Origin of the sequence: Streptomyces sp. NPDC090088 (assembly GCF_044747345.1) — a bacterium.
Classification (GTDB): domain Bacteria; phylum Actinomycetota; class Actinomycetes; order Streptomycetales; family Streptomycetaceae; genus Streptomyces.
This window is the reverse complement of record NZ_JBIVDZ010000002.1, coordinates 281,722-307,042: the sequence shown is the minus strand read 5'-3', so window position 1 is coordinate 307,042 and position 25,321 is coordinate 281,722. Positions and strand designations below refer to the sequence as shown.

Genomic DNA, 25,321 nt, shown 5'->3' with positions numbered 1-25,321 from the left:
TCGCATGGCCACCACACACGGACCGGTGATCGCATGACCGTCGCAGCCTCCTGGCTCAGCCCCACCGGCCAGACCAGACAGGACACCCGGCTCACCCACTCCGGCCTGCTCACCGTCAACGCGAGCACGGCCGAGAACGTCCCGCTCAAGGCGCGCGGCGGCATCGTGCCCGGCGGGTTCGCGCTCACCGGCAACACCGGGACGATGACGTTCACGATCGGCACCGGGCGGGCCTTCGTGCAGAGCGCGCTGATCCCGCAGGGGTGCTACCCGGTGGCCGTGACGGACCCGGAGACCCTCACCGTGCCGGACGGCGACGCCCAGTACTCAAGGATCGACCTCGTCGAACTCGCCGTGCTCGACGACGAGTTCGACGGGTCGGGGACGGTCGCGGCGGTCGTACGGCTGGTGAAGGGCACGCCCGCCGCCACTCCCGTCGTGCCCAACACTCCCAACGGCCAGGCCCTGCCGCTCCACCGGATCCTCGTCCCCGCCGGCGCCTCGGCCGGGTCCGGCGGGATCGCCTGGGACACGGCGGTCACCAGCCTGCGCTACGCGACCGCGGCGCTCGGCGGCATCGTCCCGGCGAGCGGCTTCAACGGCGCGTACGCCGGCCAGTACCGGGACACCCCGGGCATCCTCCAGCGCTGGGACGGCAGCGCCTGGGTGTCGTACCCGAAGGCGATCGGCGGGATCGCGCCGGTCGGCGCGCTGAGCACGGGCAGTTACGCCGGCCAGTACCAGGAGAACGCGAGCGGGCTGCTGCAGCGCTGGGACGGCAGCGCGTGGCAGTACGCCGAGGGGCGTTCGAAGATCCTGCTCAGTGTCGAGCAGGGCACCGCCCAGTCCGTGGCCACCGGCACCTGGACCCAGATCACCATGTCCACCACCGACGTGGACGACGTGACCGGCTGGTCCGGGTCGAACACGTACACCGTGCCCCGCGCCGGGTGGTGGCGGGTGACCGCGGCCATCACCTGGTTCACCGAGTCGACGACCGGCTCGCGCGGCGCGCGGATCTACCAGAACGGCTCCGGGGTCCCGCGCGCCACCTGGCTGGTCGGCGCCGGGCCCGGTGCGACCAGCGTCGGCGGTGGCGCGCTGCTCAAGTGCGCGGCCGGCGACAAGCTCGCGCTGTACGGGCTGCAGAACTCGGGCTCCACGATCACCACCCTCGGCGGCTCCGGCTACGCCACCAACCTCACGGCCGAATGGCTCCGTTCCTGACCCCCTCCCACCCCCGTCCCTCCCGCAAGCAGACACAGGAGACCCGCAGATGAACCTGCGCAGCTCATGGGTGGCCGAGACCGGCCAGACCCGCGAGGACACCCGGCTGACCCAGCTGGGCGCGACCACCCCGGCCAACCCGCTCGAAGTGCGTTCCGGCATCCTGCCGGGGTCCTACGACGGCCTCTACCGCATGTCCGGCTTCTGGATGGAGGGCACCGGCGGCAGCATGAAGGCCACCGTCCACGAGGGCCGGGCCGTCATCGCGGCCGGCGCCTCCCGGGGCGCCTACCCGGTCACCCTGCCGGAGCCCGCGACCCTCACCTTCGCCGACGGCGACGCCGCCAACCCGCGCGTCGACCTGGTCGTGCTGCGGGTCTACGACTCGCTGTACGACAACTCCGGGCAGACCAAGCCCGCCCTGGAGATCGTCCAGGGCACCCCGGCCACCACCCCGGCCGCGCCCGCCGCCCCGGCCGCCGCGCTGCCGATCTACCAGGTCAAGGTCCCCGCCGGGGCCAGCGCCGGCAAGGGCGGCCTGGACTGGACCACCGTCCTCACCGACCTGCGCACCCCGACCGTCGCGGTCGGCGGCATCCTGCCGGTGTACGGCGAGACGGGCAACGGTGCCTACCCGGGCCAGTACCGGGACTCCGGGGGCGCGCTGCAGCGCTGGGACGGCTCGGCGTGGGTGTCGTACCCGAGCGCGCTGGGCGGTGTCGCCCCGAACGGCTCGGTGACCACCGCCAGTTACACCGGGCAGTACCGGGACTCCTCGGCGGGGCTGCAGCGCTGGAACGGCACGGCGTGGGTGACGTACCAGCCGGTTCCGGCCTGGACCGACTACACGCCGGTCTGGCGCGCCGAGAACGGCACCGCGCCGACGATCGGCAACGGGACGCTGGCCGGCTCGTACGTGAAGACGGGCACCGTCGTGCACGTGCGGATCTACCTGCTGATCGGGTCGACGACCAATCTCTCCGCGCAGGACGCCAACGCCAACTGGACGTTCTCGCTGCCGGTCGCACCGACCTCCGTCGCGTGGAAGCTGGACGGGCGGGTGCTGACCACGAGCGCCTACGACCTGTCGGCCACGCTGTTCTACCAGGGCACCGGCCTGCTGGCGACGGCCAACGGCGGCGTCGTCCGCTCGCTGCGCGACGGCTTCGCCTCCACCACCGCCCTCTGGGACAAGTCGGCGCCCTTCACCTGGGCCACCGGTGACGTGCTGTCCGTCTACGGCACCTACGAATCCGCTTCCTGACATCAGGGGTCCGCTTCCATGACCGTACGTTCCGCATGGCTGTCCCCCGACGGACAGAGCCGGGAGGACACCCGGACCAACCAGGTCGGCGCACTCACCCCGGTCACCGACGGCAAGGGCCGCTCCGGAGTCCTGCCGGGCTCCGCAGGCGGCCTCTACCGGGTGACCGGGCTGGGCCTTGCCGGCACCGACGGCACCATGAACGCCCACGTCACCGCGGGCCGGGCCGTCATCCAGTCGACCCTCGACCGGGGCGCCTACCCGGTGGCCGTCAGCGAGCAGGTCGACCTCACCTTCGCCGGCGGCGACGCCCAGTACGGCCGGATCGACCTGGTCGTGCTCCGGGTCTACGACGACACCTACGACGGCTCCGGCCGCACCGAGGCCGCCGTCGAGATCATCAAGGGCACCCCGGCCGCCACCCCGGCCGCGCCCACCGCCCCCGACGTCTCGCTCGTGCTGTTCAGCGTGGCCGTCCCGGCGAACGCGAGCGGCCTGACCTGGGCCACCGCCGGCACCGACCTGCGGCCGGTCACCGTCGCGCTGGGCGGCATCCTGCCGACCCGCACCGACGACACGGCGGCCGGCGGCTACCCCGGCCACTACCGGGACATCAACAGCACGCTGCAGCGCTGGGACGGCACCGCCTGGGTGCCGTATCCCAAGGGCATCGGCGGCATCGCCCCGGCCGGAGCGGTCACCACGGCGAGCTACGGCGGACAGTACCGGGACTCGTCGGCGGGCGTGCTCCAGCGGTGGAACGGCTCGGTGTGGCTGCCGGCCGTCGCACCGCCGTCGTTCACCTCGTCGCTGGACGCCGGCTACACCACGTCGACGACGTACACGGCCGCGCTGACGGACACCGCCGTCACCGCGCTGGCCCTGAACTTCGTCGCCCCGACCACCGGAGCCGTCCTGCTGCACTTCGGCGCGCGCATGCTGACGCAGAGCAGCAGCACCGCGACCGCCTACATGAGCGTGCAGATCACCCAGGGCAGCACGGTCTTCCTGACCGTGAACGACGAGTACGCCGCCCTGTACGGCGGACCGGTCTACGGCTCGGTCTCCACCATGTTCCGGGTGTACGGGCTGACCGTCGGCGCGACCTACACGGTGACGGCCATGCACCGCTCCAGCGACGCGGCGGTCACCTGCTGGTTCGACAACTTCTTCCTTCGCGCCGACCCGGCCAACTGACTTTCCCCGCAGAGGAGTTCATCATGTCCGTACGCTCCGGCTGGCTGTCCCCGGACGGCCAGAGCCGTGAGGACACCCGGCTCGTCTCGCTCGGCGCCCTCACCCCGACCTCGCCCGTCGGCACCCGCTCCGGCATCCTGCCGGGCTCGTACACCGGCCTGTACCGCATGGCCGCCTTCACCCTGACCGGCATCACCAACACCATGACGGCCACCGTCAGCCCCGGCCGGGCCGTCATCCAGGCGCCCGACTCCCAGGGCGTGGTCAGCTCCCGGGGCGCCTACCCGATCGCGCTCACCGAGTACGTGACGATCGCCTTCGACGCCGGCGACGCCCAGTACGGCCGGATCGACCTGGTCGTGCTCCGGGTCTACGACGACGCCTACGACGGCTCCGGCCGCACGGAAGCCGTCGTCGAGATCATCAAGGGCACCCCGGCCGCCACCCCGGCCGCACCCGCCGCCCCGGACCTGACCCTGCCGTTGTACGAGGTCGCCGTCCAGGCCAACGCGAGCGCGGGTACCAACGCCATCGCCTGGACCACCGCCCTGACCGGCCGGCGTACCGCCACCGTCGGAGCGGGCGGCATCCTTCCGGTCAGCACCGACTCCACCATCGGCTCCTACCCGGGCCAGTACCGGGACTCCGACGGCCAGCTGCAGCGCTGGAGCGGCACCGCCTGGACCAACTACCCGGTGCTGCCCACCTGGCAGGACTGGACACCCGCCTGGACGACGAGCAGCGGCAGCGCCCTGCCCGCCCTGGGCAACGCCACGGTCAGCGGCCGGTACGTCAAGTTCGGCACCACCGTGCACATGACGTTCTCGATCGCGTTCGGCAGCACCACCACCTACGGCACCGGCGCCACCACCAGCGACAACTGGCGGTTCTCGCTGCCGGTCACCGCCGCGTCCGTGCAACCGCACATCGGCTACGCCGAGTTGGGCGTCTCCAACACCGTCCGGGCCACCGCCCGCCTGTACTGCGGCACCACCGGCACCTTCGAGATGCTCGTCATCTCGGGGCAGCCCAACGCGACGGCCGTCACCAACTCCGGTGCCGTGGACGCCCTCACGCCCTGGACCTGGGCCGGCGGAAACGTCATCAAGGGCGGCGCGACCTACGAGGCGGCCTCATGAGCACCACCGTCAACACGCCCTACCGGGCGATCTTCTGCGACCTGCTCACCGACAACCCCATCGACATCCTGCCGCTGCGTGACGTCACCGTCGACGACTACATCGGCAAGGCCGGCTCGCTCTCCGGCACCGTCCCGGTCCCGAACGCGGACGTGGCCGCCCGGGTCCGCCGCATCGAGGAGGGCCGCACCTCGGTCTACCTCCAGCGCGGCAACGACCTGTGGTGGGGCGGGATCATCTGGACCAGCACCCTGCAGAGCGACGACCAGGGCGTCCTCACCCTCGGCATCCAGGCGGCGACCTTCGAGTCGTACGCGGGCCGGCGCGTGATCCGGGCGCCGCAGTCCGCGTACGACCCGGACTACACGCTCTCCTGGGCCGACCTGGACCAGCTGCAGATCGCCCGGAACCTGTGGGACGACCTGCAGACCGGGCTGGACGGCGGGAACATCCTGGTCGTCCCCGGCACCGAGACCTCCGGCGTGTACCGCACGGTCACCTACCGGGACGGCGACGAGACCACGTACCAGGACGCGCTGGACTCGCTGGCGGCCCTGACGGACGGCTTCGAGTACCACATCACCGTCTACACCGACCCGAACTCGGGGAGCCGGGTGCGCCGGCTGGTGCTGGGCCATCCGAGGATCGAGACCGGCTCCACCGACCTGGTGCTGGACCGGCCCGGCACGATCCTGTCGTACTCCTTCCCGCGCGACGCCACCCGCGGCGGCACCACCGCCCGGGCCCGCGGCGCCTCCACCAACACCGACCAGGCCACCGAGTCCCGGCCGCTGGCCTCCGACGTGGCGGCCGCCGACCAGCTGATCGGCACCGGGAAGGATCACGCCGGCTATCCGCGCATCGACCTGACCTCCGACCACAACGACATCACCGACAAGAACACCCTGGACGCCCTCGCCAGGACCGAACTGGGCGCGGCGACCGGCGCGGTGGTGATCCCCGAGATCAGCATCCGCCTCGACGACCTGGTACCGACCGCACTGCTCGGCCGGACCGCGCGCATCCGCATCACCGACGAGTGGTTCACCGAGGGCCTGGACGCCCGCTACCGGATCATCGGCGTCAAGGTCAGCCCGGCCCAGCGCGGCCGCCCGGACACCGCCGAGCTCTACCTGGAGGAGGCCGCCTGATGCCCCAGCTGCCCGAAGACATCATCGACCGGCTCACCCAGATGGAACGCCGGATCCAGCAGCTCTCCACCGCCGTCAACACCCGGCCCGCCCAGAACACCGTCACGGGCGGCAGCGTGGAGATCACCGGCGGCGGCTCGCTGGCCGTCCGGCCGCCGGCCGGCGGCCCCGCCATCTTCGCGGTCGGCAAGTGGACCGGCAAGGAGTACGGCCTGGCGATGCGCCGCCAGACCGGCCAGCTGGCCCTGAGCCTGTTCAACGGCGACAGCACCGCGACCGGGCTGCAGCCGCTGCGCCTCTACGACGCCGGTGCCAGGGAGATCGTCTCGGACGACGTCGGCGTCGGCGGTCTCGCCCGGCCCTGGCTGGCCATGCTGCCGCCGCAGGACACCACGTACACCCGCTGGCCGCAGACCACCGCGACCACCATGACGACGATCGCGATGTCCTACAACATCGCCTGGCAGCCGAAGATGCGGCTCATGATGAACACCCGTGTCACCTCCGGCTACACCGGCTCCGTCCAGGTGCTCGTCAACGGCGTCCAGTGGGGCGGCACCGTCGACGCCTCCGCCGGCTTCGACTACACGGACCTGATCGCCTCCGACTTCGACGCGATCTTCGGCACCCGGTTCAAGGTCGAGATCCAGGCGTCGGTCACCAGCGGCGGCACCGTCTACGCCAACCCCGTGCTGATGCACGGCCGCCAGACCTGAGAGAGGAACACGAGGAACACATGGACATCGACACCACCCAGCCCTGGGGCCTCGCCATCGACTTCGCCGGCCGGGCCACCCTCACCGAGGCCGGCCACACCATCCACGTCAACGTGACCGACACCAGCCTGAGCGACATCATCGGCCCGGACTCGATCACCGGCACCTACTCGCCCGTCAACATCACCGCCCAGTTCACCGAGACCGGCACCAACAACACGGTGCTGCGGGGCATCGGCCGGGTCACCGTCCCGCCCGTCGGCACGGACCCGGTCGTCCCCGACCAGACCGCGATCCAGCGCGCGGTGGCCACCGCCCTCACCAACTTCGCCGACAACACGGCGGCTTACGCGGCCCTCTGCACGAAGTGGACCACCCCCGCCGACAGTTCGGGCGGCACCGATTCAACCGACGACACCTCCAGCGCCCCCTAAGGGGCGCGGGGCTGCATCCGATATGCGGCTCCGCCGCGTGGGCGCGAGCAACCCCCACGCACCCGCACACCGCACACCACCCGAGCCACCCACCCCCGGCCCGGGTTTTTTCATGCCCACACCCCGCATCAGAAGGACCCGCCCATGGCCACACCCCTCTCCGCAGACGCCCTCCTGTCCGCTCTCAGAGCCGAAGGCGTCACCGTCGTCGAACACGACGGCTGGCGCACCCACAACCGCGCCGGCCACGGCGCCTGGGGCCCGGTGAACGGCGTGATCATCCACCACACCGTCACCTCCGGCACCACCACCTCCGTCAGCATGTGCTTCAACGGCCGCTCCGACCTGCCCGGCCCGCTCTGCCACGGCGTCATCGCCAAGGACGGCACGGTCCACCTCGTCGGCAACGGCCGCGCCAACCACGCCGGCAGCGGCGACGGCGACGTCCTGGCCGCCGTCGCCGCCGAGAGCGCCACCCTCCCGGCACCGGACCAGAACAACACCGACGGCAACGTCCACTTCTACGGCTTCGAGTGCGTCAACCTCGGCGACGGCAAGGACCCCTGGCCCGACGTCCAGCTGGACGCCATGGTCCGGGCGTCGGCCGCGCTGTGCCGGGCGCACGGCTGGAGCGCGCGGTCGGTCATCGGCCACAAGGAGTGGACGAACACCAAGATCGACCCCAAGGGCTTCGCGATGGCGGACTTCCGCGGCCGGGTCGCGGACCGCCTCGGGACGAAGGCCACCGGAGGCTCCACCGGCACCACCCCCGCCTACCAGCCCTTCCCGGGCGCCGCGTGGTTCCGGAAGAACCCGAGGTCGACGATCGTCACCGCGATGGGCAAGCGGCTGGTCGCGAACGGCTGCTCGGCCTACACCTCCGGCCCCGGCCCGCAGTGGACCGAGGCCGACCGGGCGTCGTACGCCAGGTGGCAGCGCAGGCTCGGCTACACCGGCTCCTCCGCCGACGGCTGGCCGGGCGCGAAGTCCTGGGCGGCCCTCAAGGTCCCCTTCGTCAAGGAGGTCTGACCCGTGACGGAACCGACCAGGCGCACGCTGCGCACCGTCGTACAGACAGCCGTCGGCCTGTGTGTCCTGCTGCCGACGGTCGTCGACGCCGCCGGCATCCCGGCCACCCTGCCCTGGGCCGCCGGCGCACTGGCCGTCGCCGCCGCCGTCACCCGGGCGATGGCCGTACCGGCCGTACAGGCGCTGCTGCCCTCGTGGCTGCGGGCGGGAGGTGCCGATGATCGACGCTGATCCCAACGACCCGCTCGCCGTCGCCCTGGAACTGGAGCGGCTGCGCGGCACGCTGGAGGCCGGGTTCGCCCGGGTCGACGGGTCGCTCGCGCTGCTCGTCCAGCGCAGCGACCAGACCGACAAGCAGCTCGCCGACCACGAGCACCGGCTCGACGCGCTGGAACGGACGCGGTGGCCGCTGGCGAGCATCGGCGCGCTGGCCGCCGTGGCGGCCGTCGTCGTCACGGCGCTGGAGCTGACCGCACGGTGAGACGCCGAAGGGCGGCCACCCCGTACGCAACGGGGTGGCCGCCCTTCGACTCATGCTCGCTTACTGGTTGTACGGACCGTAGTCGTAGTCCTCCAGCGGAACGGCCTGGCCGGAGCCCGTGCCGAACGGCGAGTAGTCGATGTCGTCGTAGCCGACGGCCGAGTACATCGCGGCCTTCGCCTCCTCGGTCGGCTCGACCCGGATGTTGCGGTAGCGGGACAGACCCGTACCGGCCGGGATGAGCTTACCGATGATGACGTTCTCCTTGAGGCCGATGAGCGAGTCGGACTTGGCGTTGATCGCCGCGTCGGTGAGGACTCGCGTCGTCTCCTGGAAGGACGCCGCCGACAGCCAGGACTCCGTGGCCAGCGAGGCCTTGGTGATACCCATGAGCTGCGGACGACCGGAGGCCGGGTGACCGCCCTCCTGCACCACACGACGGTTCTCGTGCTCGAACTTCGAGCGCTCGACCAGCTCGCCGGGCAGCAGCTCGGCGTCGCCGGACTCGATGATCGTCACACGGCGCAGCATCTGCCGGATGATGATCTCGATGTGCTTGTCGTGGATCGACACACCCTGCGAGTTGTAGACCTTCTGGACCTCGCCGACCAGGTGGACCTGGACGGCACGCTGGCCCAGGATGCGCAGCACGTCGTGCGGGTTGGTGGCACCCACGGTGAGCTTCTGGCCCACCTCGACGTGCTCGCCCTCGCTGACCAGGAGTCGGGCGCGCTTCGAGATCGGGAACGCCGTCTCGTCGCTGCCGTCGTCCGGCGTGATGACGATCTTCTTGGTCTTCTCGGTCTCCTCGATCCGCACGCGGCCCTGGGCCTCGGAGATCGGGGCGACACCCTTCGGGGTACGGGCCTCGAAGAGCTCGACGACACGCGGCAGACCCTGGGTGATGTCGTCACCGGCCACACCACCGGTGTGGAAGGTACGCATCGTCAGCTGGGTACCGGGCTCACCGATGGACTGGGCGGCGATGATGCCGACCGCCTCACCGATGTCGACCAGCTTGCCGGTGGCCAGCGAGCGGCCGTAGCACATGGCGCAGGTGCCGACGGCGGACTCACAGGTCAGGACCGAGCGGGTCTTGACCTCGGAGACGCCACGGGCGACCAGCTCGTCGATGAGGACGTCACCGAGGTCGGTGTTGGCCGGGGCCAGCACCACGCCGTCGACGACGATGTCCTCGGCCAGCGCACGGGCGTACACGCTGGTCTCGACGTTGTCGGCCTTGCGCAGCACGCCGTCCGCGCCGACCTCCGCGATGTGCAGCTTGAGGCCGCGCTCGGTGCCGCAGTCCTCCTCGCGGATGATGACGTCCTGCGAGACGTCCACCAGACGACGGGTCAGGTAACCCGAGTCGGCGGTACGCAGGGCGGTGTCGGCGAGACCCTTACGGGCACCGTGCGTGGAGATGAAGTACTCAAGGACGGAGAGGCCTTCACGGAAGCTCGCCTTGATCGGACGCGGGATGGTCTCGTTCTTCGCGTTCGACACCAGACCACGCATACCGGCGATCTGCCGCATCTGCATCATGTTTCCTCGGGCACCCGAGTCAACCATCATGAAGATGGGGTTGGTCTTGGGGAAGTTCGCGTTCATCGCCTCGGCGACCTCGTTGGTCGCCTTGGTCCAGATCGCGATGAGCTCCTGCGTGCGCTCTTCCTTGGTGATCAGACCGCGCTCGTACTGCTTCTGGACCTTCTCGTCCTGCGCCTCGTAGCCGCGGACGATCTCCTTCTTCGCCTCGGGAACGACGACGTCGGAGATGGCCACGGTGACACCGGAACGGGTCGCCCAGTAGAAGCCGGCCGCCTTCAGGTTGTCGAGCGTCGCCGCCACGATGACCTTGGGGTAGCGCTCGGCCAGGTCGTTGACGATCTCGGAGAGCTGCTTCTTGCCCACCGAGTAGTCGACGAACGGGTAGTCCTCGGGCAGCAGCTCGTTGAAGAGCGCGCGGCCCAGGGTGGTGCGCAGCCGGAAGGTGTCACCGGTCTGGTACTCCGGCTCGCCCTCCTCGACGGCCGGCGGGGTCCAGCCGCGCGGCGGGATGGTGCCCACCGGGAAGCGGATGTCGATCGCCGACTGAAGCGCCAGCTCGCCGGCGTCGAACGCCATGATCGCCTCGGCCGTGGAGCCGAAGGACCGGCCCTCGCCCTTGGTGTCACGCAGCTCGCCGTCGGTGGTGAGGAAGAACAGACCGAGGACCATGTCCTGGGTCGGCATCGTCACCGGACGGCCGTCGGCGGGCTTGAGGATGTTGTTCGAGGACAGCATCAGGATGCGGGCCTCGGCCTGCGCCTCCGCGGACAGCGGCAGGTGCACGGCCATCTGGTCACCGTCGAAGTCCGCGTTGAACGCGGTGCAGACGAGCGGGTGGATCTGGATGGCCTTGCCCTCGACCAGCTGCGGCTCGAAGGCCTGGATGCCGAGGCGGTGCAGGGTGGGCGCACGGTTCAGCAGCACCGGGTGCTCGGCGATGACCTCTTCGAGGACGTCGTACACGACGGTGCGGCCGCGCTCCACCATGCGCTTGGCGCTCTTGATGTTCTGCGCGTGGTTGAGGTCCACGAGCCGCTTCATCACGAACGGCTTGAAGAGCTCCAGCGCCATGGCCTTCGGCAGACCGCACTGGTGCAGCTTCAGCTGCGGACCGACGACGATCACGGAACGCGCGGAGTAGTCCACACGCTTGCCGAGCAGGTTCTGACGGAAACGACCCTGCTTGCCCTTCAGCATGTCGCTGAGGGACTTCAGCGGGCGGTTGCCGGGACCGGTGACCGGGCGACCACGACGACCGTTGTCGAAGAGGGCGTCCACGGCCTCCTGGAGCATGCGCTTCTCGTTGTTCACGATGATCTCGGGCGCACCGAGGTCGAGAAGGCGCTTCAGTCGGTTGTTCCGGTTGATCACACGGCGGTACAGGTCGTTCAGGTCGGAGGTCGCGAAGCGGCCACCGTCCAGCTGCACCATCGGGCGGAGGTCCGGCGGGATGACCGGCACGCAGTCGAGCACCATGCCCTTGGGGCTGTTGCTGGTCTGCAGGAACGCGGAGACGACCTTGAGGCGCTTGAGCGCACGGGTCTTCTTCTGGCCCTTGCCGGTGCGGATGATCTCGCGGAGCTTCTCGGCCTCCTCGTCGAGGTCGAAGGACTCCAGGCGCTTCTGCAGCGCCGCGGCACCCATCGAGCCGTCGAAGTACGTGCCGAAGCGGTCACGCAGTTCGCGGTAGAGGAGCTCGTCGCCCTCCAGGTCCTGGACCTTGAGGTTCTTGAAGCGGGTCCACACCTCGTCGAGGCGGTCGATCTCGCGCTGCGAACGGTCGCGCAGCTGCTTCATCTCACGCTCGGCACCCTCGCGCACCTTGCGGCGCACGTCGGCCTTGGCGCCCTCGGCCTCCAGCTCGGCCAGGTCGGTCTCGAGCTTCTTGGCGCGAGCCTCCAGGTCGGCGTCCCGGCGGTTCTCGACCTGCTGGCGCTCCACGGAGACGTGCGCCTCCAGGGAGGGCAGGTCGCGGGTGCGGCGCTCCTCGTCGACGAACGTGATCATGTACGCCGCGAAGTAGATGACCTTCTCAAGGTCCTTGGGCGCCAGGTCCAGCAGGTAGCCGAGGCGCGACGGGACACCCTTGAAGTACCAGATGTGCGTGACGGGCGCGGCCAGCTCGATGTGGCCCATCCGCTCACGGCGCACCTTGGCGCGGGTCACCTCGACGCCGCAGCGCTCACAGATGATGCCCTTGAAGCGGACACGCTTGTACTTGCCGCAGTAGCACTCCCAGTCCCGGGTGGGGCCGAAGATCTTCTCGCAGAAGAGCCCGTCCTTTTCCGGCTTGAGGGTGCGGTAGTTGATCGTCTCGGGCTTCTTGACCTCGCCGTGGCTCCACTGACGGATGTCGTCCGCGGTGGCCAGGCCGATCCGGAGCTCGTCGAAGAAGTTGACGTCGAGCACTATGCGTCAATCCCTCTCAGGGTTGTAAGTCTGTGGTCTGAAACGGGGGCCTGGGGGTCGGCGGGGCCCTGATCGCTCAGGGCCCGCCGGACTCCCGTCAGACCTCTTCGACGCTGCTCGGCTCGCGCCGGGACAGGTCGATGCCGAGCTCCTCCGCAGCGCGGAAGACGTCCTCGTCGGTGTCACGCATCTCGATGGACATACCGTCGCTGGACAGCACCTCCACGTTCAGGCAGAGCGACTGCATCTCCTTGATGAGCACCTTGAAGGACTCGGGGATGCCGGGCTCGGGGATGTTCTCGCCCTTGACGATGGCCTCGTAGACCTTCACGCGGCCGGTGACGTCGTCGGACTTGATGGTGAGCAGCTCCTGGAGCGCGTAGGCGGCGCCGTAGGCCTCGAGGGCCCACACCTCCATCTCGCCGAAGCGCTGGCCACCGAACTGCGCCTTACCACCCAGCGGCTGCTGGGTGATCATCGAGTACGGGCCGGTCGACCGGGCGTGCAGCTTGTCGTCGACCAGGTGGTGCAGCTTGAGGATGTACATGTAGCCGATGGAGATCGGGTCCGGGAACGGCTCACCCGAGCGGCCGTCGAACAGCCGCGCCTTGCCGGTCGGCTGCACCAGGCGGTCGCCGTCGCGGTTCGGGATGGTGTGCTGCAGCAGACCCGCCAGCTCGTCCTCGCGGGCACCGTCGAAGACCGGGGTGGCGACGTTGGTGCGCGGGGCGACCTGGTCGGCGCCGATGACCTGGAGCCGCTGGGCCCAGTCCTCGGCGAGACCGGAGACGTCCCAGCCGCGGCTGGCGAGCCAGCCGAGATGGATCTCCAGGACCTGTCCCGGGTTCATTCGGGACGGGACACCGAGCGGGTTGAGGATGATGTCGACCGGGGTTCCGTCCTCGAGGAACGGCATGTCCTCGATGGGCAGGATCTTGGAGATGACACCCTTGTTGCCGTGCCGGCCGGCGAGCTTGTCACCGTCGGTGATCTTGCGCTTCTGCGCGACGTAGACGCGCACCAGCTGGTTCACACCGGGGGGAAGCTCGTCGCCCTCCTCGCGGTCGAAGACGCGCACACCGATGATCTTGCCGATCTCGCCGTGCGGCACCTTCAGCGAGGTGTCACGGACCTCACGGGCCTTCTCACCGAAGATCGCGCGCAGCAGCCGCTCCTCGGGGGTCAGCTCGGTCTCACCCTTGGGCGTGACCTTGCCGACGAGGATGTCACCGGCGACGACCTCGGCACCGATCCGGATGATGCCGCGCTCGTCGAGGTCGGCGAGGACCTCCTCGGAGACGTTCGGGATGTCCCGGGTGATCTCCTCGGGGCCGAGCTTGGTGTCACGGGCGTCGACCTCGTGCTCCTCGATGTGGATCGAGGAGAGGACGTCGTCCTGCACGAGGCGCTGCGACAGGATGATCGCGTCCTCGTAGTTGTGACCCTCCCACGGCATGAACGCCACGAGCAGGTTCTTGCCCAGCGCCATCTCGCCGTTCTCGGTGGCCGGACCGTCGGCCAGGACCTGGCCCTCGATGATCCGGTCGCCCTCGTCGACGATGACCTTCTGGTTGACCGAGGTGCCCTGGTTGGACCGGGAGAACTTGGCCAGGCGGTACGTGATGTACGTGCCGTCGTCGTTGGCGGTGGTGACGTAGTCCGCGGAGACCTCCTGGACCACACCCGCCTTCTCGGCCTTGACCACGTCACCGGCGTCGACGGCGGAGCGGTACTCCATGCCGGTGCCGACGAGCGGGGCCTCGCTCTTGATCAGCGGCACGGCCTGACGCATCATGTTCGCGCCCATGAGGGCACGGTTGGCGTCGTCGTGCTCGAGGAACGGGATCATGGCGGTCGCGACCGACACCATCTGGCGCGGCGAGACGTCCATGTAGTCCACGTCGTCACCGGCGACGTAGTCGACCTCGCCGCCACGGCGGCGGACCAGGACGCGGGCCTCGGAGAAGCGCATGTCGTCGTTGAGGCCGGCGTTGGCCTGCGCGATGACGAAGCGGTCCTCCTCGTCGGCGGTCAGGTAGTCCACCTCGTCGGTGACCTGGCCGTCGACGACCTTGCGGTACGGGGTCTCGACGAAACCGAACGCGTTGACGCGACCGTAGGAGGCGAGCGAGCCGATCAGACCGATGTTCGGGCCTTCGGGCGTCTCGATCGGGCACATACGGCCGTAGTGCGAGGGGTGCACGTCACGGACCTCGAAGCCGGCCCGCTCACGGGAGAGACCACCCGGGCCAAGCGCCGACAGACGGCGCTTGTGGGTGAGACCCGACAGCGGGTTGTTCTGGTCCATGAACTGCGACAGCTGGCTGGTGCCGAAGAACTCCTTGATGGAGGCGACGACCGGCCGGATGTTGATCAGGGTCTGCGGCGTGATCGCCTCGACGTCCTGGGTGGTCATCCGCTCGCGGACGACGCGCTCCATACGGGCCAGGCCGGTACGGACCTGGTTCTGGATGAGCTCGCCGACGCTGCGCAGACGACGGTTGCCGAAGTGGTCGATGTCGTCGGTCTCGACGACGATGCTCACACCGCTGTCACCGACCGTCTCGGTCTCGCCGGCGTGCAGCTTCACCAGGTACTTGATCGTCGAGATGACGTCCTCGACGGTCAGGACGCCCGCGTCCAGCGGAGCCTCCGCACCCAGCTTCTTGTTGACCTTGTAGCGGCCGACCTTGGCGAGGTCGTAGCGCTTCGGGTTGAAGTACAGGTTCTCAAGGAGCGTCTGCGCGGCCTCACGCGTGGGGGGCTCGCCCGGACGCAGCTTGCGGTAGATGTCGAGCAGCGCGTCGTCCTGGCCCTGGGTGTGGTCCTTCTCCAGGGTGGCGCGCATGGACTCGTACTCGCCGAACTCCTCGAGGATCTGCTCGGTGGTCCAGCCGAGCGCCTTCAGGAGGACGGTCACGGACTGCTTGCGCTTGCGGTCGATACGGACACCGACCATGTCGCGCTTGTCGATCTCCATCTCCAGCCAGGCACCCCGGGACGGGATGATCTTGGCCGAGAAGATGTCCTTGTCGGACGTCTTGTCGATGGAGGAGTCGAAGTAGACACCGGGCGAACGGACCAGCTGCGACACCACGACACGCTCGGTGCCGTTGATGACGAAGGTGCCCTTGTGCGTCATGAGCGGGAAGTCGCCCATGAAGACCGTCTGGGACTTGATCTCGCCGGTCTCGTTGTTGGTGAACTCGGCCGTGACGAAGAGCGGGGCGGCGTACGTGAAGTCGCGCTCCTTGCACTCGTCGATGCTGTTCTTCGGCGGCTCGAAGCGGTGGTCGCGGAACGTCAGCGACATCGACCCGGAGAAGTCCTCGATCGGGGAGATCTCCTCGAAGATCTCCTCCAGACCGGACTTGGTGGGGACGTCCTGACCGGACTCCAGAGCCTCCTCGACCCGACTCTGCCAGGCGGTGTTGCCGAGCAGCCAGTCAAAGCTCTCGGTCTGCAGCGCGAGCAGGTTGGGAACCTCGAGAGGCTCCTTGATCTTTGCAAAGGAGATGCGCAGCGGGGCGGTGCTGGCGCCGTTGTTCATATTCGCGTTCGAGGCAGTGCGCGAGGCGGCCAAGAGGGGGTCCTTCCGAGGGCTCGGACTCACTACGCGCTCCCCGGTCCCTTCCCGGACACAGAGACAGAAACCCCAGTTCAGAGGAGGTTCGGTCGTCGGCGTTCGGGTGAGGGCAGACCCCTGGTGACGGGCAGGGGATAGCTAACAGGCAGCGCAAAGGGTCAGTGTAGCCACTTGGCACACTGATGTCCAGTCCCCATTTCTGAGACCCTCTTCATCGTCAACGCCTGCGTCACATGCCTGCCCTCAACGCACGTTGATACTGCCCTCTTCGTCGCCGATCCATGCCTCGGATTCGGACCGTTCTGGCGACGCGTCCTGAGAATTGCGCGCTGCGTGCGGTTCGTCAAGGCCCCCCTGCGCAAACCCGGTGCGCCAGGGACACGACGAAGATCACCATACCCCCCGCCGTCACGGGTGCAAGGCAACCGTGGTCGGCCTCCCGGGAACGCCGAAGAGCGACCACCCGGATGGATGATCGCTCTTCGCGGTCTGCGCGTTACAGCCCCCGAGGGGGTGTTTCAGCACACAGGGGTCTGGAGGACCCCGGAGGTGTTACTTGACCTCGACGGAGGCGCCGGCGCCCTTGAGGGACTCGGCGGCCTTCTCGGCGGCGTCCTTGGCGACCTTCTCGAGGACGGGCTTCGGGGCGCCGTCCACGAGGTCCTTGGCCTCCTTCAGGCCGAGCGAGGTGAGCTCGCGCACGACCTTGATGACCTGGATCTTCTTGTCGCCGGCGCCGGTGAGGATGACGTCGAACTCGTCCTTCTCCTCCTCGACCGGGGCGGCGGCGGCCGGACCGGCCGGGCCCGCGACGGCGACCGCGGCGGCGGCGGTGACGTCGAACTTCTCCTCGAACGCCTTCACGAACTCGGAGAGCTGGATCAGGGTCATCGTCTCGAACTCGGCGAGCAGTTCGTCCTGGGTGAGAGCCACGATGGCTTTCCTTCCACTAATTTCGGCTGGTGCCGGGATGTACATGTCTGGCGGGCGTACGTTCGGCCCGCTACGACCGCTTCCTCGGGGCGCGAGGCCTCAGGCGGCGGTCATTTCGCGAGCCGAGTTACTCGGCACCGCCCTGCTCTTCTTGCTTGGCGCGAAGGGCGTCCACGGTGCGGACGAGCTTCGAGGGAAGCGCCTGGAAGAGCTGAGCAGCCTGGGACTGCTTGCCCTTGAAGGCACCCGCCAGCTTGGAGAGCAGAACCTCGCGGGACTCGAGGTCCGCAAGCTTCTTGATCTCGTCGGCGGACAGCGCCTTGCCGTCAAGGACACCGCCCTTGATGACGAGGTTCGGGTTGTCCTTGGCGAAGTCACGAAGACCCTTCGCCGACGTCACCGGGTCACCGGTGATGAAGGCAACCGCCGTCGGACCGTTGAACAGGTCGTCGAGCGTGGAGATCCCGGCCTCGTTGGCCGCGATCTTGGTCAGCGTGTTCTTCACCACGGCGTACTGGGCGTCGTCACCGAGCGAACGACGCAGCGTCTTGAGCTGCGCCACGGTGAGACCCCGGTACTCGGTCAGCACGGCGGCGTTCGAGCTGCGGAACTGCTCCGTCAGCTCGGCTACCGCGGCAGCCTTGTCGGGCCTTGCCATAGAGCGTCGGCCTCCTTCCGGGTGATGAGGACCGCTCGGAAGGGGCTGGAGAAAACGAAACGCCCCGGCGCAGGCGCACGGGGCGTAGCTCGACCGGGCACACACACGCTGAGCACGTGTTCCGGGAGCACTTCCACAGTCACCTGCGCGGGTCGTCCGCGGTTCAGCGGATCCTTCGGCCACCGCACACTCTGACGAGCACACGGCAACGACCAGCGGTCTTTGGCTTCATCAGGAGAGTACGGGACCGGTGCACTGTCAAGCAAATCGGCCCCTACGGCCGCTCTCACGAGGCCGGGCCGCCGCCCTGTTTCCTCAGCAGCGTCCTGAAGTCCTCGGTGTCGGCGGCCGGCGGCCGGTCCGCGCTGACCTGGACGCCGTAGTCGCTGTAGTAGGCGGTCTGGGTCAGCGCGCCGTTCGCCGTGTCGGCCTTCTCCGCCTTCTTGACCAGCAGGTCCTTGCCGTCGACCCAGATGTCGACGGTCTCGGTGGTGACACCGGCCTGGGTGAGCTGCTGGCGCAGGGCGCTGCCGGCGGCCAGGCCGGCGACGTCCACCGTGCCCGAGTAGTGGGTGGCGGTCACGCCGGCGACCTTCTCCGCGCCGACCTTCCTTACGTCCTCGGAGGCGAGCAGCAGCCGTACCGACTGGTTGGGCGTGGTGTTGCGCATGAGGTCCGTCATCATCGCGCCCGAGCCGCCGCCGAGGGTGGCGAGGTAGTCGTAGGTGTACTTGATCCAGTGTCTGCCGCCCAGCTGCCGGGCGAATCTCTCGCCGACCTTGGCGTAGTAGGCGTCCTGGAGGTAGCGGGTCTCCAGGGACGTCGAGTCGAGCGTGCGCATCAGCTCGGCGGTGCTGCCGCCGGTGTAGGTGATGGTGAGCGTGCCGGTGAGGCCGTCCTTCCAGCCGAGGGCGCCCTCGGCCTTCGTGGACATCACGGAGCCCAGGGCGGTGCTGGAGCGGACCCGGGCCGACCGGGCCCGGTGGGTGGCGTGCTCGGCGGAGCGCAGGGCGGCCAGGGAGCGGTTCCGGTGGGCCGTGGTGCCCTTCCTGTCCGGATCCTCCGGTCCTCCTCCCGAGGAGGTGCAGGCGGCCGCCCCGGCCAGCGCGGTCGCCGCCGCGAGCGCCAGGGCCACCCGGCGCACCCTCGACCTCGTCATCCAGACCCACCCCCCATACGAGTCCCGCACCCCCGACGCTAACCCAGGCCACCGACATCGTGCGGGCGGTCGGGGGTGGCGGGCGGGCCGGACAACGCGACGGGCCCCGCAACCCGGGAGGGTTGCGGGGCCCGTCCTGCTGGTGACGCGTCCCTGACGCGGCTACCGGACCGAGCGCGGGGCTCAGACGGCGGCCGGGTCCTCCTCGACGAGGAGGTTGCGGGTGCGGTTCGAGTCGACCGGAATGCCGGGGCCCATCGTGGTGCTGATGGCGGCCTTCTTGATGTAGCGACCCTTGGCGGCGGACGGCTTCAGACGGAGGATCTCCTCCAGCGCGGCGCCGTAGTTCTCCACCAGCTTGTCGTCCTCGAAGGACGTCTTGCCGATGATGAAGTGCAGGTTCGAGTGCTTGTCGACGCGGAACTCGATCTTGCCGCCCTTGATCTCGGTCACAGCCTTGGCGGTGTCCGGGGTCACGGTGCCGGTCTTCGGGTTCGGCATCAGACCACGCGGGCCGAGGACGCGGCCGAGGCGGCCGACCTTGCCCATGAGGTCCGGGGTGGCGACGACGGCGTCGAAGTCCAGACGGCCCTTCGCCACCTCGTCGATCAGTTCGTCGGCGCCGACGATGTCGGCGCCCGCGGCACGCGCGGCCTCGGCACGGTCACCGGTCGCGAAGACCAGGACCCGGGCGGTCTTGCCGGTGCCGTGCGGGAGGTTCACGGTGCCACGGACCATCTGGTCGGCCTTGCGCGGGTCGACACCCAGGCGGAAGGCGACCTCGACGGTGCCGTCGAACTTGGTCGTGGAGGTCTCCTTGGCGAGACGGACGGCCTCGAGCGGGGCGTACAGCTTCTCCCGGTCGATCTTCTCGTCCGCAGCGCGGAGAGCCTTGCTGCGCTTGCTCACAACTGCTCCTGTGTGTTCTTGATGAGGAGTCGTGGTGTACGGGCCGAGCAGGCCCTACCACGGAGGTTCTGCGAGAGGGGTGTTCAGCCCTCGACCGTGATGCCCATGGAGCGGGCGGTGCCGGCGATGATCTTCGACGCGGCGTCCAGGTCGTTGGCGTTCAGGTCGGGAAGCTTGGTCGTGGCGATCTCGCGGACCTGCGCCTCGGTGATCTTGGCGACCTTGGTCTTGTGCGGCTCGCCGGAGCCCTTCTCGACACCAGCGGCCTTGAGGATCATCTTCGCGGCCGGCGGGGTCTTGGTGACGAAGGTGAAGGAGCGGTCCTCGTAGACCGTGATCTCCACCGGGATCACCCAGCCACGCTGCGACTCGGTCGCGGCGTTGTAGGCCTTGCAGAACTCCATGATGTTGACGCCGTGCTGACCGAGCGCGGGGCCGACCGGCGGGGCGGGGTTCGCCGCACCGGCGTTGATCTGGAGCTTGATGAGCCCCGTGACCTTCTTCTTCTTGGGAGGCATTACTCTCCGGGTCCTTTCATTCGGGTCCTGCCCGCATCCGAGGACCACCCGGTTGCAGGCATACCGCACAACGATAGCGGGTATAGATGCGCGGCCAAAAACCGAGCAGGTCAGGCGAGTGCCTGACCTGCTCGGAAGCGGTACGCCCTGAAGGAACTAGAAGGAACTAGTTCTTCTGGATCTGGTCGAACGACAGCTCCACCGGCGTCTCACGACCGAAGATCTCCACCAGACCCTTGACCTTCTTGGAGTCGGGGTTGATCTCGTTGATCGTGGCCTGGAGCGTGGCGAACGGGCCGTCGGTGACGGTGACCGAGTCGCCGACCTCGAAGTCCAGCACCTGGACCTCGACCTTGCGCTGCGGCGCCGGCTTGCCCTCGGCCTCGGCGGCCTCGCGGGCCGCCTTCTCCTCGGCCTCCGGGGCGAGCATCTTGACGATCTCGTCCAGGGTCAGCGGGTACGGGTCGTAGGCGTTGCCGACGAAGCCGGTGACGCCGGGGGTGTTGCGGACGACACCCCAGGACTCGTTGGTCAGGTCCATACGGACGAGCACGTAACCGGGCAGCTTGTTCTGCTTGATCGTCTTGCGCTCGCCGTTCTTGATCTGGGCGACCTCTTCCTGCGGCACCTCGGCCTGGAAGATGAAGTCCTCGACGTTCAGCGAGACGGCGCGCTGCTCCAGGTTGGTCTTCACGCGGTTCTCGTAGCCGGCGTAGGTGTGGATGACGTACCACTCGCCGGGGAGCACACGCAGCTCCTCGCGCAGGGCCTGGACGGGGTCGACCGGCTCGGCGGGCTCTTCCTCGGCAAGCTCTTCCTCGGCGGCCGCTTCGAGCTCTTCGTCCTCTTCGGACTCGTCCTCGACGGGCTCTTCCTCGTCCTCGTCCTCGACGTGGACCGCGGTCTCCTCGGCCGGCTCTCCCAGTGCGGCCTCGGCAGCCTCGAACTCGTCCTGCTCGTCCGCGCCCTCGACGATGTCCAGCTCGTCTGCGACGGCCTCTTCGGGCTCGACGGCGTCGTTCAGGTTCGGGTCAGACACGATGGCTGCTTCTTCCTGGATACATAGGGGTAGAACATGCGAAAACGGGCGCCGGTACCACGGCGCCCTTCGCTCTGTGCTCAGCCGAAGACGTACTTGGCCGCGTGGTTGAGTCCATAGTCAATCACGGTCACCAGAGCGATCATGACGGCGACGAAGAAGATCACCACGGTGGTGTACGACGTCAGCTGGTTACGAGTCGGCCAGACTACCTTGCGGAGCTCCGCGATGATCTGGCGGTAGAAGGTGGCGAGGCGCTTCAGCGGGCCCTTCTTGGCACGCTTGCCGCCCTTACGAGCCTTCTTCTGGGACTCGGGCACCTCGTCGGCGTCAGGCGTGTCGATGGAGCCCACGGCGTCCGTCATTCATCCTCACCTGATCCCGGGTCGTGGCCGTGCCGCGCCCGGTTCCAGAGCCGCACGGCGGTGCAATGCTTGTATGTACGTACATGCGCACACATCCTGGCGGTGTGTGTAGCAGGGCCGGAGGGACTTGAACCCCCAACCGCCGGTTTTGGAGACCGGTGCTCTACCAATTGAGCTACGACCCTTTGTGTGTCCCCCAACGTACCGCATCCGGCCGGGTGCTCGGTGTGCACCCGCTCAGGCACGGCTGTTGGTGGCCAACGAGGTGAGAGTGTACGTGGTCCGCGGCGCCGCGTCGAACAGAAAGCGGCAGTCCGGGGGGACCGTACGGAAGATCGTCCTGGCCGGGGGCCGGATCCGCACGCTTGTTCATGGTTCGGCCCGTAGCTGTTCAGTCTGTGAAACCGGCGTGCCGGGCAGGTTTCCGGTCTGAAACGATGGGCCCCATGAGCGCTGCAACCCCTCCCACCGAGCGCCGGGTCTCCGCCCGAGTCGGCGCGATCTCCGAGTCCGCCACCCTCGCCGTGGACGCCAAGGCCAAGGCCCTCAAGGCCGCCGGGCGTCCGGTGATCGGCTTCGGCGCCGGTGAGCCCGACTTCCCGACTCCGGACTACATCGTCGAGGCCGCGATCGAGGCCTGCAAGAACCCGAAGTACCACCGCTACACGCCGGCCGGCGGTCTGCCCGAGCTGAAGGCCGCGATCGCCGCCAAGACGCTGCGCGACTCCGGCTACGAGGTCGACGCCTCCCAGGTCCTCGTCACCAACGGCGGCAAGCAGGCCATCTACGAGGCCTTCGCCGCGATCCTCGACCCGGGCGACGAGGTCATCGTGCCCGCCCCGTACTGGACGACGTACCCGGAGTCCATCCGCCTGGCCGGCGGTGTCCCGGTGGACGTCGTCGCCGACGAGACCACCGGCTACCGGGTCTCCGTGGAGCAGCTGGAGGCGGCCCGCACCGAGAAGACGAAGGTCGTGCTCTTCGTCTCCCCGTCCAACCCGACCGGCGCGGTCTACAGCGAGGCCGACACCGAGGCGATCGGCCGCTGGGCCGTCGAGCACGGCCTGTGGGTCCTCACCGACGAGATCTACGAGCACCTGGTCTACGGTGACGCGAAGTTCACCTCGCTGCCGGCGGTCCTGCCCGAGCTGCGCGACAAGTGCATCGTGGTCAACGGCGTCGCCAAGACGTACGCCATGACCGGCTGGCGGGTCGGCTGGGTCATCGGCCCCAAGGACGTCGTCAAGGCGGCCACCAACCTCCAGTCGCACGCCACGTCCAACGTCTCCAACGTGGCGCAGGTCGCCGCCCTGGCCGCCGTCTCCGGCGACCTGGAGGCCGTGGCGAAGATGCGCGAGGCCTTCGACCGCCGCCGCAAGACCATCGTCCGCATGCTCAACGAGATCGACGGCGTGCTCTGCCCGGAGCCCGAGGGCGCCTTCTACGCGTACCCGTCGGTCAAGGCGCTGCTCGGCAAGGAGATCCGCGGAAAGCGCCCGGCCTCCTCGGTGGAGCTGGCCGAGCTGATCCTGGAGGAGGCCGAGGTCGCGGTCGTCCCCGGTGAGGCCTTCGGTACGCCCGGCTACCTGCGCCTGTCGTACGCGCTCGGCGACGAGGACCTGGTCGAGGGCGTGAGCCGGATCCAGAAGCTGCTGGCGGAGGCCAAGGACTGACGACGTCCGTCCGGCGATCCGCGCCGCACGCGCGCGTGGCGGGCCGTCTCCCTCCGGGGAGGCGGTCCGTTCTCGTGTGCGAGCAAGGCCACTAAAGAGGAATCCGCTACCGGTACGGCAGCCGCGTACGGCAGGATCCTGGAATGGAGCACGTACGTGATGTCTCTGAGCTGCCGAAAGCTCATCTGCATCTGCACTTCACCGGTTCGATGCGGCCGGGAACCGTCCTGGAACTGGCCGACAAGTACGGCGTACGCCTCCCCGAGGCGCTGACCGACGCCCTGACCAGCGGGGAACCACCGAGACTGCGGGCCACCGACGAACGGGGCTGGTTCCGTTTCCAGCGCCTGTACGACGCCGCGCGCTCCTGCCTGAGAGAGCCCGAGGACATCCGGCGGCTGGTCCGGGAGGCCGCGGAGGAGGACGTCAGGGACGGCTCGGGCTGGCTGGAGATCCAGGTGGACCCGACGTCGTACGCCCCGCGACTGGGCGGTCTGATCCCGGCTCTTGAGATCATCCTGGACGCGGTCGAGACGACCTCCCGGGAGACCGGCCTCGGTATGCGCGTCCTGGTGGCCGCGAACCGGATGAAGCACCCCCTGGACGCGCGCACGCTGGCCCGGCTCGCCGTCCGGTACGCGGACCGGGGCGTGGTCGGCTTCGGGCTGTCGAACGACGAGCGGCGGGGCATGGCGCGGGACTTCGACCGCGCGTTCCACATCGCGCGCGAGGGCGGCCTGCTGGCGGCCCCGCACGGCGGCGAGCTGACCGGTCCGGCGTCGGTCCGGGACTGCCTGGACGACCTGCACGCCACCCGGATCGGGCACGGCGTGCGGGCGGCGGAGGACCCGCGGCTGCTCAAGCGCCTGGCGGACCGGGAGATCACCTGCGAGGTCTGCCCGGCCTCCAACGTGGCCCTGGGCGTCTACGAGAAGCCCGAGGACGTCCCGCTGCGCACCCTCTTCGAGGCGGGCGTCCCGATGGCCCTGGGCGCCGACGACCCGCTGCTGTTCGGCTCCCGGCTGGCCGCCCAGTACGACATCGCGCGCCGCCACCACGCCTTCACGGACGCCGAACTGGCGGAGCTGGCCCGGCAGTCGGTACGGGGTTCGGCGGCGCCGCAGGACATGAAGGCGAAGCTCCTGGCGGGCATCGACGACTGGCTGGTCTCGCCGGTGTCCTGACCGGGTCCGTCCAAGGGGCTCCGTCAGGGCCTTCGGAAGTGGGCGTACGGCGGGTACGCCTTGAAGCAGACCAGCACCTCGACGGGGTGTCCGCCGCCCGGCGGCTGCTTCAGCCCCCACAGTCCCGACACTAGCGCCGGGTGCCCCTTGGCCACGCCCTTCTGCCGCGGTCCCCAGCCGGCCGCGTAGGCCAGGGACATGGCGGCCTCGGCGAAGACGTACCGGCTGCCGAAGAGGAAGAGCGTGCCCGCGTGGGTGGTGTGCCGGAAGTACTCCCAGCGGTCCCCGTGCTCGGTGCGAGCACGCCAGGCGGTCGCGTCCCGCGCGGTGCGCGCCTCGTCGGTGCCGGCGGTGAGCGGGGTGCCCTGCCGCAGCCGGTGGCGCAGTTCGGGCCACCGCGCGGCGCGCAGCCCGAGCGAGTGATGGACCAGGACCAGGTCGACGAGGGGGCCCTGCCCCTCGTCCGGCGGCACACCCTCGCGCAGCGGCACATGGACGATCGTGTGCCGCGCGTACGCGGCGAACGAGAACAGTCCGGCGAGCCGGCCGAGCCCGTCGTGATCGCCCATGAGCGTGCCGATGGGCGCGGGCGGGCGCAGGGAGGTGTGGCGCAGCGGCTGCCGGGGCTGGACGACCCGGTGTTCGTACGGACCGGTGCGGGGCCGGAACTCGCGCAGTCTCAGCCGCATGCGGGATGCC

The 25,321-nt window shown here is 69.2% G+C and carries 22 protein-coding genes and 1 tRNA gene; 12 read left to right on the top strand and 11 right to left on the bottom strand.

Annotated elements, in window-relative coordinates; translation table 11 throughout:
* Window positions 1–33 precede the first annotated feature (33 nt).
* The 10 genes from ACIPSJ_RS10055 to ACIPSJ_RS10010 all read left to right on the top strand — a co-directional run bounded on the left by ACIPSJ_RS10055 (window position 34) and on the right by ACIPSJ_RS10010 (window position 8,638).
* Window positions 34–1,227: a hypothetical protein gene (locus ACIPSJ_RS10055; protein WP_401344952.1), complete on the top strand. Its 1,194-nt coding sequence runs from the start codon at window positions 34–36 to the stop codon at window positions 1,225–1,227.
* A gap of 49 nt (window positions 1,228–1,276) precedes the next feature.
* Window positions 1,277–2,491, top strand: coding sequence for a hypothetical protein (locus tag ACIPSJ_RS10050; protein ID WP_359210537.1), 1,215 nt, complete (start codon window positions 1,277–1,279; stop codon window positions 2,489–2,491).
* 18 nt (window positions 2,492–2,509) lie between these two features.
* Entirely contained in the window at window positions 2,510–3,688 is a 1,179-nt protein-coding gene (locus ACIPSJ_RS10045; RefSeq protein ID WP_401344950.1) for a hypothetical protein, read from the top strand.
* Window positions 3,689–3,711: 23 nt separating this feature from the next.
* Window positions 3,712–4,827, top strand: a complete 1,116-nt coding sequence (locus ACIPSJ_RS10040; RefSeq protein ID WP_359210531.1) for a hypothetical protein — start codon at window positions 3,712–3,714, stop codon at window positions 4,825–4,827.
* Window positions 4,824–5,978: a hypothetical protein gene (locus ACIPSJ_RS10035; RefSeq protein ID WP_401344947.1), complete on the top strand. Its 1,155-nt coding sequence runs from the start codon at window positions 4,824–4,826 to the stop codon at window positions 5,976–5,978. Before ACIPSJ_RS10040 ends, ACIPSJ_RS10035 begins: the two co-directional genes overlap by 4 nt.
* Complete coding sequence (locus tag ACIPSJ_RS10030; RefSeq protein ID WP_359210526.1) at window positions 5,978–6,694, top strand: hypothetical protein; 717 nt, start codon at window positions 5,978–5,980, stop codon at window positions 6,692–6,694. The genes ACIPSJ_RS10035 and ACIPSJ_RS10030 overlap by 1 nt, the downstream gene beginning before the upstream one ends.
* 20 nt (window positions 6,695–6,714) lie before the next feature.
* Window positions 6,715–7,128 (top strand): ATP-binding protein, encoded by a 414-nt coding sequence (locus ACIPSJ_RS10025; RefSeq protein ID WP_359210523.1) that lies wholly within the window; start codon window positions 6,715–6,717, stop codon window positions 7,126–7,128.
* A 144-nt stretch (window positions 7,129–7,272) separates the two neighbouring features.
* Window positions 7,273–8,157, top strand: a complete 885-nt coding sequence (locus ACIPSJ_RS10020; RefSeq protein WP_359210520.1) for a peptidoglycan-binding protein — start codon at window positions 7,273–7,275, stop codon at window positions 8,155–8,157.
* Window positions 8,158–8,160: 3 nt separating this feature from the next.
* Window positions 8,161–8,388, top strand: a complete 228-nt coding sequence (locus tag ACIPSJ_RS10015) for a hypothetical protein (protein WP_355719944.1) — start codon at window positions 8,161–8,163, stop codon at window positions 8,386–8,388.
* Window positions 8,375–8,638 carry a hypothetical protein gene (locus tag ACIPSJ_RS10010; RefSeq protein WP_359210517.1) on the top strand — a complete coding sequence of 88 codons (264 nt, stop codon included), beginning with the start codon at window positions 8,375–8,377 and terminating at the stop codon, window positions 8,636–8,638. The genes ACIPSJ_RS10015 and ACIPSJ_RS10010 overlap by 14 nt, the downstream gene beginning before the upstream one ends.
* Window positions 8,639–8,698: 60 nt before the next feature.
* On the opposite strand, the gene ACIPSJ_RS10005 is transcribed toward ACIPSJ_RS10010, so the two are convergent.
* From ACIPSJ_RS10005 to ACIPSJ_RS09960, 10 genes are all read right to left on the bottom strand, one after another.
* Window positions 8,699–12,598, bottom strand: coding sequence for a DNA-directed RNA polymerase subunit beta' (locus ACIPSJ_RS10005; protein WP_359210514.1), 3,900 nt, complete (start codon window positions 12,596–12,598; stop codon window positions 8,699–8,701).
* Window positions 12,599–12,695: 97 nt separating this feature from the next.
* Entirely contained in the window at window positions 12,696–16,181 is a 3,486-nt protein-coding gene (rpoB, locus tag ACIPSJ_RS10000; protein WP_355719935.1) for a DNA-directed RNA polymerase subunit beta, read from the bottom strand.
* Window positions 16,182–16,736: 555 nt separating this feature from the next.
* Entirely contained in the window at window positions 16,737–17,120 is a 384-nt protein-coding gene (gene rplL, locus ACIPSJ_RS09995; RefSeq protein WP_355720058.1) for a 50S ribosomal protein L7/L12, read from the bottom strand.
* 124 nt (window positions 17,121–17,244) lie between these two features.
* Window positions 17,245–17,775, bottom strand: coding sequence for a 50S ribosomal protein L10 (rplJ, locus tag ACIPSJ_RS09990; protein WP_355719932.1), 531 nt, complete (start codon window positions 17,773–17,775; stop codon window positions 17,245–17,247).
* 286 nt (window positions 17,776–18,061) lie between these two features.
* Window positions 18,062–18,934 carry a hypothetical protein gene (locus ACIPSJ_RS09985; protein ID WP_401344944.1) on the bottom strand — a complete coding sequence of 291 codons (873 nt, stop codon included), beginning with the start codon at window positions 18,932–18,934 and terminating at the stop codon, window positions 18,062–18,064.
* A gap of 183 nt (window positions 18,935–19,117) precedes the next feature.
* Window positions 19,118–19,843: a 50S ribosomal protein L1 gene (gene rplA, locus ACIPSJ_RS09980; RefSeq protein ID WP_046731102.1), complete on the bottom strand. Its 726-nt coding sequence runs from the start codon at window positions 19,841–19,843 to the stop codon at window positions 19,118–19,120.
* Between the two features lie 83 nt (window positions 19,844–19,926).
* Entirely contained in the window at window positions 19,927–20,361 is a 435-nt protein-coding gene (gene rplK / locus ACIPSJ_RS09975) for a 50S ribosomal protein L11 (RefSeq protein WP_005481290.1), read from the bottom strand.
* Between the two features lie 166 nt (window positions 20,362–20,527).
* Window positions 20,528–21,400 (bottom strand): transcription termination/antitermination protein NusG, encoded by an 873-nt coding sequence (gene nusG / locus ACIPSJ_RS09970; protein WP_401344941.1) that lies wholly within the window; start codon window positions 21,398–21,400, stop codon window positions 20,528–20,530.
* Between the two features lie 80 nt (window positions 21,401–21,480).
* A complete protein-coding gene (gene secE, locus ACIPSJ_RS09965; RefSeq protein ID WP_355719923.1) occupies window positions 21,481–21,765 on the bottom strand; it encodes a preprotein translocase subunit SecE in 285 nt (94 codons plus the stop codon).
* A 112-nt stretch (window positions 21,766–21,877) separates the two neighbouring features.
* A tRNA-Trp gene (locus ACIPSJ_RS09960) sits at window positions 21,878–21,950 on the bottom strand.
* A gap of 261 nt (window positions 21,951–22,211) precedes the next feature.
* Between ACIPSJ_RS09960 and ACIPSJ_RS09955 the strand changes: the two genes are divergently transcribed.
* On the top strand, window positions 22,212–23,438 hold the full coding sequence (locus ACIPSJ_RS09955; RefSeq protein ID WP_359210504.1) for a pyridoxal phosphate-dependent aminotransferase: 1,227 nt from the start codon (window positions 22,212–22,214) through the stop codon (window positions 23,436–23,438).
* 143 nt (window positions 23,439–23,581) lie between these two features.
* Complete coding sequence (locus ACIPSJ_RS09950) at window positions 23,582–24,622, top strand: adenosine deaminase (protein WP_359210501.1); 1,041 nt, start codon at window positions 23,582–23,584, stop codon at window positions 24,620–24,622.
* A 23-nt stretch (window positions 24,623–24,645) separates the two neighbouring features.
* Here the strand turns inward: ACIPSJ_RS09950 and ACIPSJ_RS09945 are convergent, their stop codons facing one another.
* Window positions 24,646–25,311, bottom strand: coding sequence for a hypothetical protein (locus tag ACIPSJ_RS09945; RefSeq protein ID WP_401344938.1), 666 nt, complete (start codon window positions 25,309–25,311; stop codon window positions 24,646–24,648).
* Between the last annotated feature and the right edge of the window lie 10 nt (window positions 25,312–25,321).